This window comes from Streptomyces sporangiiformans (assembly GCF_005768555.2).
Lineage (GTDB): Bacteria > Actinomycetota > Actinomycetes > Streptomycetales > Streptomycetaceae > Streptomyces > Streptomyces sporangiiformans.
In genome coordinates this window covers 1-9,690 of the sequence record NZ_VCHX02000022.1, presented here as the reverse complement: position 1 = coordinate 9,690, position 9,690 = coordinate 1, and the positions used below count along the sequence as shown (strand labels likewise).

Annotated in this window: 8 protein-coding genes and 1 pseudogene; 5 read left to right on the top strand and 4 right to left on the bottom strand. The window is 69.8% G+C overall.

From position 1 onward, the window contains the following. The first annotated feature begins 30 nt into the window (after nucleotides 1-30). The 3 genes from pth to FGD71_RS00925 all read left to right on the top strand — a co-directional run bounded on the left by pth (nucleotide 31) and on the right by FGD71_RS00925 (nucleotide 2,076). Nucleotides 31-633, top strand: coding sequence for an aminoacyl-tRNA hydrolase (pth, locus tag FGD71_RS00935; RefSeq protein ID WP_119098420.1), 603 nt, complete (start codon nucleotides 31-33; stop codon nucleotides 631-633). A gap of 93 nt (nucleotides 634-726) precedes the next feature. Beyond that, nucleotides 727-1,212, top strand: coding sequence for a hypothetical protein (locus tag FGD71_RS00930; RefSeq protein ID WP_119098419.1), 486 nt, complete (start codon nucleotides 727-729; stop codon nucleotides 1,210-1,212). 165 nt (nucleotides 1,213-1,377) lie between these two features. After that, nucleotides 1,378-2,076 (top strand): hypothetical protein, encoded by a 699-nt coding sequence (locus tag FGD71_RS00925; protein ID WP_119098418.1) that lies wholly within the window; start codon nucleotides 1,378-1,380, stop codon nucleotides 2,074-2,076. A gap of 64 nt (nucleotides 2,077-2,140) precedes the next feature. Here FGD71_RS00925 and ppc read toward each other — a convergent pair whose 3' ends face one another. Further along, on the bottom strand, nucleotides 2,141-4,873 hold the full coding sequence (gene ppc / locus FGD71_RS00920; RefSeq protein WP_119098417.1) for a phosphoenolpyruvate carboxylase: 2,733 nt from the start codon (nucleotides 4,871-4,873) through the stop codon (nucleotides 2,141-2,143). A gap of 274 nt (nucleotides 4,874-5,147) precedes the next feature. Between ppc and FGD71_RS00915 the strand changes: the two genes are divergently transcribed. Together FGD71_RS00915 and FGD71_RS00910 are read left to right on the top strand one after the other, a co-directional pair. After that, nucleotides 5,148-6,158 carry an acyl-CoA desaturase gene (locus FGD71_RS00915; RefSeq protein ID WP_119098416.1) on the top strand — a complete coding sequence of 337 codons (1,011 nt, stop codon included), beginning with the start codon at nucleotides 5,148-5,150 and terminating at the stop codon, nucleotides 6,156-6,158. Then, nucleotides 6,155-6,829 carry a TetR/AcrR family transcriptional regulator gene (locus tag FGD71_RS00910; protein WP_119098415.1) on the top strand — a complete coding sequence of 225 codons (675 nt, stop codon included), beginning with the start codon at nucleotides 6,155-6,157 and terminating at the stop codon, nucleotides 6,827-6,829. Before FGD71_RS00915 ends, FGD71_RS00910 begins: the two co-directional genes overlap by 4 nt. Nucleotides 6,830-6,874: 45 nt before the next feature. Here the strand turns inward: FGD71_RS00910 and FGD71_RS00905 are convergent, their stop codons facing one another. The 3 genes and pseudogenes from FGD71_RS00905 to FGD71_RS00895 all read right to left on the bottom strand — a co-directional run. Then, the gene (locus tag FGD71_RS00905) at nucleotides 6,875-7,744 is read right to left on the bottom strand and encodes a PaaX family transcriptional regulator (protein ID WP_240436324.1); all 870 of its coding nucleotides are present in this window, start codon (nucleotides 7,742-7,744) and stop codon (nucleotides 6,875-6,877) included. A gap of 55 nt (nucleotides 7,745-7,799) precedes the next feature. Then, nucleotides 7,800-9,278 (bottom strand): alpha/beta hydrolase family protein, encoded by a 1,479-nt coding sequence (locus tag FGD71_RS00900; protein ID WP_240436323.1) that lies wholly within the window; start codon nucleotides 9,276-9,278, stop codon nucleotides 7,800-7,802. 4 nt (nucleotides 9,279-9,282) lie between these two features. Next, a pseudogene (locus tag FGD71_RS00895) lies at nucleotides 9,283-9,690 on the bottom strand (MFS transporter); the annotation flags it as partial.

Here is a 9,690-nt window from a genome sequence, read left to right as displayed (position 1 = left end):
GGAGCGGCGGCCGGCGTATATGAAGGAGACATGGACGTGACGACCGACGCGGGCGCTCCGTGGTTGATCGTGGGGCTCGGCAATCCGGGGCCGGGGTATGCGATGAACCGGCACAACGTGGGGTTCATGGTGGCCGATCTGCTCGCGGAGCGGATCGGTGGCGGGTTCAAGCGGGCGGGCAAGGCTCAGGCGCAGGTGATGGAGGGCCGGATCGGTCCGCCGGGTCCGGGGAGCCGTCGGGTGATCCTGGCGAAGCCGATGTCGTACATGAATGTGTCGGGTGGTCCGGTGAACGCCTTGCGGGATTTCTACAAGGTGCCGGTCGCGAACATCGTCGCGGTGCATGACGAGTTGGACATCGACTATGGCGTGCTGCGGCTCAAGCTGGGCGGTGGCGACAACGGGCACAACGGGTTGAAGTCCATGACGAAGGTGATGGGTTCGGACTATCACCGCGTGCGGTTCGGAATCGGGCGTCCTCCGGGGCGTATGCAGGTGGCGGATTTCGTGCTGAAGGATTTCTCGTCGGTGGAGCGCAAGGAGCTCGACTACTTCGTGGACCGTGCGGCGGACGCGGTGGAGTGTCTGGTCATCGAGGGGTTGGAGCGGGCGCAGAGCACGTACAACTCCTGAGGTCGCCGAAAGGTCCGTACAACGCGGGACTTGTCCCCCAGAAATGCTCCTCGGAGTTGACCGGGCGCAGGGGCATGGCCAAGGATCGCCGCCATGTCTGCCCTCACCTCCCGTCGGAGCGCGGCCTCGGCGCTGCGGATCGGGCGGCTCGCGGCGATGGGGACGGTCGCGGTGCTGATCCTGATCGCGGGCGTCTGGGCGTCGTGGGGTACCGCTCAGCATGTGATGCTCACGAAGGGCCGCGAGCGCGGCACGATGACGGTCGAGGCGTGCGCCGACGACCGCTGCACGGGCCCCTACACGCCTGCGTCGGAGGGTTCCAGGGCGCGTGACCGGGTCACCATTCAGAGCACGGTCGTGGCGAAGAAGGGCCGGACGTACGCGGTGGTGGTGAAGCCGGGCAGCGACGACGTGGTGCGCACGGGCCCGGGCGGGGTGTTGTACGCGTGGGTTCCGCTCGGTGGCGCGCTGCTTCTCGCTTCGGTGGTGGTCGCGGGTGGGCTGCGTCTGACGCGTCTGGCGTGGGTGCTCGGCGGGGCGGGACTGACGCTGCTGACGGTCACGTTCGTGGCGCTCTGAGCGCTCGAACCTCTGTGTGTTCCCTGATCGTTACCGGGATCATTGTGGCGAGAAGTCACACATGGGACAGGTGGGACGCTTCACCGCTTGACCGGTTTTCGGCGCACCAGGAAGCTGAACCGCCCCCTCCACATCTTCCGTTCCACTCACGGAGATGGACTGCTCATGCGTACCCTCTTCCGCGCCGGCGCCCTCGCCGCCGCTGCGGCAGCCATGCTGCTGACCGCCCCCGCCGCCCACGCCGCCCACTCCGCTCCGCATGGCGACAACGGCACCGTGAAGATCCATGACGCCGTCACCGGCGAGGATCTCCGCAACAACGAGCCGCATGTCTGCGCCTTCTACCTCGACGCCTTCGGTTTCGACGGCGGCCAGCGGGTCGACTGGCACATCGAGGCCTGGGCTCCGACCGCCGACGTCAAGGGCGAGACCGTCACCTCGGGTTGGCTGACGCTCGATGCCGAGGGGCATGGCCGTACGAACGACATGTCGTTGCCGGACGGTCACTACAAGCTGTTCTGGAACTTCGACGGCGAGAAGGGCTCCGCGAAGCACAAGGTGTTCTGGACGAACTGCGAGAGCGGCCCCGGGGACTCCGCCGAGGAGGACGACGTCACTCCGTCCCCGTCACCCTCCCCGTCCGCCTCCACCGCGGTGGCGGGCGGTGCCATGGGAGAGTCCCCGTCCGCCTCCCCGGCACCGTCCGCCCAGGGCGGCGACAGCGGCGACAAGGACAACAGCGGTGACCTCGCCGAGACCGGCAGCAGCGCGCCCGTCGGCATCCTCTCCGCCGTCGCGGCCGTGCTCGTCGCCGTCGGCGGCTGCCTGCTCTTCCGCCGCCACAGGGCCGGCAGCCGGAGCTGAGCCCCGGCGTATGACGGTGCCCCCATGGCAGTACGGCCATGGGGGCACCGTGATGTGCGGACCGTCAGCCCGTGTTGCGCAGGCCGGCGGCGACGCCGTTGACGGTGAGGAGCAGGGCGCGGGAGAGCAGCGGGTCGGGTTCGGCGCCCGCTGCGGCGTCGTCGCGCTGCCGCTTGAGCAGGGCGACCTGGAGGTAGGAGATCGGGTCGAGGTAGGCGTCCCGGATGGTGAAGGTCTGCTTCAGCACCGGCTGGGCGTCGAGGAGTTCTTGTCCGCCGGTGATCCGCAGGACCTCGCGGACGGTGAGTTCGTGTTCGGCTTCGATGGTGGCGAAGACGTGCTTGAGCTCGCTCGGGACGAGGGTGTCGACGTAGTGGCGGGCGATGCGCAGGTCTGTCTTGGCCAGCGTCATTTCGACGTTGGAGACGAAGTTGCGGAAGAAGTGCCACTGCTCGTGCATCTCTTCCAGCACGCTGTCCAGCCCGGCTTCGCGCAGTGCCTTCAGTCCGGAGCCGACACCGAACCAGCCGGGCACGATCTGCCGTGACTGGGTCCAGCCGAACACCCAGGGGATGGCGCGGAGTCCGTCCAGGCCGGCGCCGGAGTCGGGGCGCCGTGAGGGCCGGGAGCCGAGGTGGAGGTCGGCGAGCTGGTCGACCGGGGTGGAGGCGAAGAAGTACGCGGGAAGGTCGGGGTCCTCGACCAGGCGCCGGTAGGCGTCGTGGGCGGCGTCGGAGACGACGTCCATGGCCGCGTCCCAGCGGGCGAGCGCTTCGTCGGACTGGCGGGGGGCGGTGTGCAGGGCGGAGGCCTGGAGCGTGGCGGCGACGGTGAGTTCGAGGTTCTCGCGGGCGAGTGAGGGCACGAGGTACTTGTCGGAGATGACCTCGCCCTGTTCGGTCACCTTGATCTCGCCCTCCAGGGTGCCCCAGGGCTGGGCGAGGATCGCGTCGTGCGAGGGGCCGCCGCCGCGGCCGACGGTGCCGCCGCGGCCGTGGAAGAGGCGCAGGCGTACGCCGTAGCGGTGGGCCACGTCACGCAGGCGCCGCTGGGCGCGGTGGATCTCCCACTGGCTGGTGGTGATGCCGCCGAACTTCGAGGAGTCGGAGTAGCCGAGCATGACCTCCTGCACGTCGCCGCGCAGCGCGACGAGTCGCCGGTAGGAGGGGTCGGCGAGCATGTCGTCGAGGATGACGTCCGCGGCGCGCAGTTCGTCGGTCGTCTCCAGGAGGGGCACGATGCCGATCTTCGCCCAGCCGGCGTGGAGGTCGATCAGTCCGGCCTCGCGGGCGAGGACGGCGGCGGCGAACACGTCGTCCGCGCCCTGGCACATGGAGATGATGTAGGACTCGATCACCTCGGGTCCGAACACCTGCAGGGCCCGCTTGACGGTCTCGAACACGCCGAGGGTCTTGTGTCCGGCCGCGTCCAGTGGGGCCGGGGTGGGTCCCAGGGGCCGGCGGGAGCGGAGTTCCTTGGCGAGCAGCTTGTGCCGGTACTCGCGGGGCATGTCCTCGTAGCGCCAGGACTCTTCGCCGAGGCGGTCGAAGAGCTGGCCGAGGGCGTGGTGGTGGGCGTCGGCGTGTTCGCGTACGTCCATGGTGGCCAGCTGGAGGCCGAAGGCGGCGAGGGTGCGGATGGTGCGGTTCATGCGGCCGTCGGCGAAGAGCGCGCCGCGGTGTTCGCGCAGGGAGCTCTGGATGAGGGTGAGGTCGCGCAGGAGTTCCGCGGTGCCGAGGTAGTCGCGGTTTTCCTCGTGGGGGATGCCCTTGGCGAGGCGCTGCTTGGTGTTCTCCAGCTTCTGCCGGATGCAGGTGGCCTTGAGGCGGTAGGGCTCCTCGGCGTTGAGGCGCTTGTAGCGGGGGCTGATCTCCGGCAGCGCTTCGAGGTCGGCTTGGAGGGAGGCGAGGAGTTCGTCGGTGGCGCCGGTGTAGCGGATGGAGTTGGAGAGGAATCCGCGCAGTTCGTCGACGAGTTCCAGGGCGTCGTTGATGCCGTGCTCGTGCTGGAGGATCAGGACGTCCCAGGTGACCTGCGGGGTGACGTTCGGGTTGCCGTCGCGGTCGCCGCCGATCCAGGTGCCGAAGGTGAGGGGGCGGGTGTCGTCGGGGAGTTGGACGCCGACGCGTTCCAGTTCGGCGGTGAGATCTTCGAGGACGTCGCCGACGGCGCCCGCGTGGAGTTCGTCGAGGTAATAGATCGCGTTGCGGGCCTCGTCGGCGGGCTCGGGGCGGACGACTCGCAGTTCGTCCGTCTGCCAGACGAGGTCGATGTTCTCGGCCAGACGGGTGTCGTAGCGGCGCCGGTCGGCCTCGATGACGGGGGTCTCCAGCAGTGCGGCGATCCGCCTCAGCTTGTTGAGGACGGAACGTCGGGCGGCTTCCGTCGGGTGGGCGGTGAAGACTGGGCGGACATTGAGGTTGCGCACGGTGGCGCGCAGGTGTTCGGCGTCGGCGTCCTTGAGCCGGTCCGCGGTGCGGGCGAGGAGTCCGCCTTCGGCGGCTCGCCTGGCGCGCAGTTCGCGACCGCGGTGCACCTGTTCGGTGACGTTCGCCAGGTGGAAGTACGTGGAGAAGGCGCGGACGAGCTTGGCGGCGGTCTCCAGTTCCGTGCCGCGCAGCAGTTCGGCGGCGGCCTCGCCGTCCTCTCGGGTGAGGCGGCGGACTCGCTCGACCAGTTCGAGGAGCTCGGGGCCCTCTTGGCGTACCAGGGTCTCGCCCAGCAAGTCGCCCAGGCGGCGGATGTCGGCGCGCAGCTCACTGCTGGTCGTGGTGGTCTGGTCGTCGGCACTGCTCACAGGTGCGGCTCCTTGCAGTGTTGAAGCTCGTCTGGCGGGGAACCCGTCCGTCCTGCGCGGCGGTGCGCCGCTTAGGGCGAGGGCTTCCGGGAAGAAAAACAGAGCGGACCGCGCTGTCCGACCGTCTCCAAGGATAGGTCTCGATGCGGACGCGCAGACTTTCGGGCTCTTGCCGCCGGGCCGCGCGCTGCCATACTTACGATGCCGTAGGTTACGGAACCGTAGGCACCGTATCCGGCCACTCTCTCCACCCTCGATCCCACAGGGGACGCCCATGACCACAAGTTCCGATGTGATCGACGACGCCCCGAAGGCGGCCAACGACACCCCACTTCCCTCCGCCACACTGGGCGGTGAGCAGAAGCGTTCGATCGAGCAGATCACGCTCCTGCTCTTCATCACCGTCCCGTTTCTGGCACTGCTCGCGGCGGTTCCGCTGGCCTGGGGCTGGGGTGTGAGCTGGCTGGATCTGGGTCTGCTGGTCTTCTTCTACTACCTCGGCTGCCATGGCATCACGATCGGATTCCACCGCTACTTCACGCATGGTTCGTTCAAGGCCAAACGGCCCTTGCGGATCGCGCTGGCGATCGCGGGCTCGATGGCGGTGGAGGGTCCTCTGGTCCGTTGGGTGGCCGATCACCGCAAGCACCACAAGTTCTCCGACGCGGAGGGCGACCCGCACTCCCCGTGGCGTTTCGGCGAGACGGTTCCGGCCCTGATGAAGGGCCTGTGGTGGGCGCACATCGCATGGATGTTCGACGAGGAGCAGACGCCGCAGGAGAAGTACGCGCCGGATCTGATCAAGGACGGGGCGATCCGCGCGATCTCGCGGCAGTTCGTCCTGTGGACCATTCTGTCGCTGGCGCTGCCTCCGCTGATCGGCGGTCTGGTGACGATGTCCTGGTGGGGGGCCTTCACGGGCTTCTTCTGGGGCTCGCTCGTTCGAGTGGCGCTGTTGCATCACGTCACGTGGTCCATCAACTCGATCTGCCACGCGGTGGGCAAGCGGCCCTTCAAGTCGCGTGACCGTTCGGGGAACGTGTGGTGGCTGGCCGTGCTCTCCTGCGGTGAGTCCTGGCACAATCTGCACCACGCCGATCCGACGTCGGCCCGCCACGGTGTGGAGCGCGGTCAGCTGGACTCGTCGGCCCGGATCATCCGCTGGTTCGAGCGGCTCGGCTGGGCGTACGACGTGCGCTGGCCGTCACGCTCGCGTATCGATTCCCGCCGGAACCAGGACGGGAACGGCGCCCGACGCAAGAAGGTGACCGTTGACGCGGCATGATTGACGGTGTGGCGACCGACTCCAGCACACCCAGCAACGACAAGCCGCGGCGTGCGCGCCGGACCCGGATGACGGGGGCGGAGCGACGCCAGCAGCTGCTGGAGATCGGCCGCACGCTGTTCGCCGCCAAGGGGTTCGAGGGCACGTCGGTGGAGGAGATCGCGGCGAAGGCCGGGGTCTCCAAGCCGGTGGTGTACGAGCACTTCGGCGGCAAGGAGGGCTTGTACGCGGTGGTCGTGGACCGTGAGATGCGGCGTCTGCTGGACATGGTGACCAGCTCGCTGACGGCCGGCCACCCCCGCGAGCTGTGCGAACAGGCGGCGTTCGCCCTCCTCGACTACATCGAGGAGTACACCGACGGGTTCCGCATCCTGGTCCGCGACTCCCCCATCCCCCAGTCCACGGGTTCCTTCGCCTCGCTGATCTCGGACATCGCCACGCAGGTCGAGGACATCCTGGGCCGCGAGTTCAAGAGCCGCGGCTTCGATCCGAAGCTGGCGCCGCTGTACGCCCAGGCCCTGGTGGGCATGGTCGCCCTGACCGGCCAGTGGTGGCTCGACGTACGCCGCCCCAAGAAGGCCGAGGTCGCCGCCCATCTGGTGAACCTGGCCTGGCACGGCCTCGACGGCCTGGAAGCCAAGCCCCGCCTGATAGGCCACCGCAAGAGCTGACCCGCACGTCCCCACCCCGCCGCACGCCCTCCGGTACCACACCGGTCAAGCCGAGCGCAACGGTGCCGTCTCCAGCAGTTCCCGTGCCATCCCGTTCGCGGACGCGGCCGTTTCCTCCGCGATGCGCCGGAACGTCTCCTGGGCCTGGCGGGCCGGCCACTCTGCGGGCAGGTGCTGGACCGGCAGTCTCGGGTCCGTGCGAATGATCCGCAGCCATTCGCCGACCAGCCGCAGCCGGGTCGCGACGGGGTCGCGGGAGCCGGCGTCCGGGCCGGCGCTCCAGCGTTTGTCGAAGGCGACGTAGCGGGCGGCCAGGCTTTCCAGGTCCCAGCTCTCACGGATCATCTCGCCGATGTCGGTGGCCTCGTCGGCCTGGGCGTGGAAGACCTTGACGTGGGCATCGAGGCCGAGTTCGGAGACGACGCCGCGAACGTCGGCACGGCCCGGGGCGATCCACAGCCCGCTGTAGAGGGCGCCGAAGCCGGACCAGGTGAGCCGGGAGCGCAGGTCGTGGCGCTGGCGCTGCCAGGACTCGGGGAGGGAGAAGCCGAGCAGGGTCCAGGTGCCGTCCCAGTTCTCGTTGACCGCGCCGTCGCGCCAGATGCGCTGTCCGCCGTCCTCGAGGATCCGCGCCGCCTGCGGGGTGAGCCCGAAGAACATCTTGCGGCCCTCGCGCTGGCGCCGCAGCAGGCCCCGGTTGACCATGCGGGTCAGCGTGGAGCGTACGGCCTGCTCCCCCGTCCCGACGCGGCCGAGTACGTCGATGATGCTGCCGGAGTAGACGCACAGGTCGCCCTCGTCGAGGACGTGGTTGCCGAAGAAGGCGAGCACGAGCGACTGGGGACGCAATTGCGGGGCGTCGGCGATATCGGCGGCATCAGGGGTGTCCGTCGTGTCCAGGTTGTCGTCCTCCACAGCGGTAAGCGTACGGGCGCCCCCTCGGGGAGGAGCGGGCGGCCGTACGCGCTTGTCAGCGCCCGTCGGCGGGATGCGCCAGGTCGTACGGGCGGGGGTAGGGAGCGGGCCGGTAGGGGATGTAGCGGGCCGGGGTCGTGGGGTCGGCCCCGGCGGCCGTCGCGTTGAGCGACGCGGGATCCGTGCCCTGCCAATGACCGCTGCTGAGGCGCTTTTCCAGGGTGTGCAGGGCGGCCATCTGCTCGGCCGGGCTGAAGGTGCAGTGGCCCGCGTTGTCTACGTACGCCTGCCGGAGCCGCGAGGACGAGCCCGCGGCCGTGGTGGCCCTGCGGTAGGCGCTCTCGGTCTGTACGGGGACGAGGGCGTCGCCGGTGGTGTGGATGTCCAGCTGGGGTTTGCGCAGCCGGCCGGTGAACGCGCTGGTGCGGCTCATCCAGTCGACGGCTGCGGGGTCGGCGCTGATGCGCGGGGCCCGGTTCAGGGCGCGCAGATCGTTCTTCAGGGACAGTCCGGCGTCGTGGTAGAGCTCGGTGACCTCCTTGAAGACGGGGGAACGGCGGAGCATCTTCGTGTAGTCGACGCCGGTGTTCCAGGACATGTTGCCGCCCGCACGGCTCTCGGCCTCCTGGCGCCAGATGAACGCGGGCAGGGCCAGCAGCCCCTGGAGGGCCTGGTACTGGTTGGCCTGCTGGGCGTTCCAGTCGTCCGGCGCCGGCTTCGGCTGTGAGGTGGCGTTCCAGCCGGGGATGTCGTGGAGCGCGGCCGCGAGGGCGATGCGGGCACGGCCCTCGGGTGTGGCCTGGGCGCCGGCGACGGCCGTGCTCAGGGTGCCGGACGCGGCGGCCGCCGAAGCCTGGTCGGGAAAGCCGGCCAGGTCGACGGAGGAGCCCGGCGCGAGCAGGGTCTTGAGGGCGAAGACGGGGTCGAGGGTGTTGTTCCAGTTGGCGACGCCGCCGTGGACGAGCCCGCAGGTGGAGAGCGAGCCGTCGATCCGCTCCGGATGCCGTTCGGCGATCGCGGTGGTGACCAGACCGCCGTACGACATGCCCCAGGCGATGGTGCGCCGTGCCGGGCCCACGCGCCCGGTGAACACGTCGAGCGTGGCGAGCTGGTCGGGCACGGCGTCCGCCACGGCCCACCCGTTGGTGGCGTAGGAGGAGCCGATGAGCGCGTAGCCCTTCTCGAGGAGGAGGGCTTTCGTGGCGTCGTCGGGGGCATTCTGCGCGGCGAGGGGCGTGCCGGCGGGCCGGTAGCCGTGGCTGAAGAGCACGACGGTGCCGTTCCAGTCGACGGGCTTGTCCATCACGTACACGGCCCCCGACGGGAGGCGTCCCTCGATGTGTTCGGCGGGCGCGGCGGCGTAGGCGGGCGCCACGGGGGCGGCGATGGAGGCGGCGGACGCGGCGAGCAGGAGGGCGGCCGAGGCGGCGGTGCCGCGCGACAGGGGCGACGACCGCGACAGCCGAGGCGGCCGCGGTGACCGTGTCCACCGCGACAGTAACGTGCGGGTGCGGGTGCGGGATGGGGACGTCATGAGGTCAACGGCTCCTTGTGGGCAGAGGTGTGGGGGTGGTGGCTCCGGCCTCGGCACCGGCCTCGCCACTGGCGCCGGCACCGGTTTCGGCTCCGGTTTCGGTGAGGGAGTCGCGGTGGGTCTCGCGCACGAGGCAGACGGTCAGTGCGGTGATGAGGGAGCCCCCGCACACCAGCAGGGCGACGGGGGTGCCGCCTCCGCTTCCGGCCACGAGGCTTCCGGCGATCATCGGGGAGAAGCCGGCGCCGACCAGGGTGGCGCCCTGGTAGCCGAGGGAGGCGCCGGTGTAACGGACGCGGGTGCCGAACATCTCGGTGAGCAGGGCACCCAGCGGGCCGTACATCGTGGACTGGGCGACGCCGTGGCCCAGGACGACGGCGAGGATGAGCAGTCCGGGTGATTTCGAGTCGAC

Coding starts and splice junctions, on each gene's coding strand:
- FGD71_RS00900 (WP_240436323.1), bottom strand. CDS start 9,278: ATGACGTCCCCATCCCGCACCCGCACCCGCACGTTACTGTCGCGGTGG.
- FGD71_RS00915 (WP_119098416.1), top strand. CDS start 5,148: ATGACCACAAGTTCCGATGTGATCGACGACGCCCCGAAGGCGGCCAAC.
- FGD71_RS00930 (WP_119098419.1), top strand. CDS start 727: ATGTCTGCCCTCACCTCCCGTCGGAGCGCGGCCTCGGCGCTGCGGATC.
- FGD71_RS00910 (WP_119098415.1), top strand. CDS start 6,155: ATGATTGACGGTGTGGCGACCGACTCCAGCACACCCAGCAACGACAAG.
- pth (WP_119098420.1), top strand. CDS start 31: ATGGACGTGACGACCGACGCGGGCGCTCCGTGGTTGATCGTGGGGCTC.
- FGD71_RS00925 (WP_119098418.1), top strand. CDS start 1,378: ATGCGTACCCTCTTCCGCGCCGGCGCCCTCGCCGCCGCTGCGGCAGCC.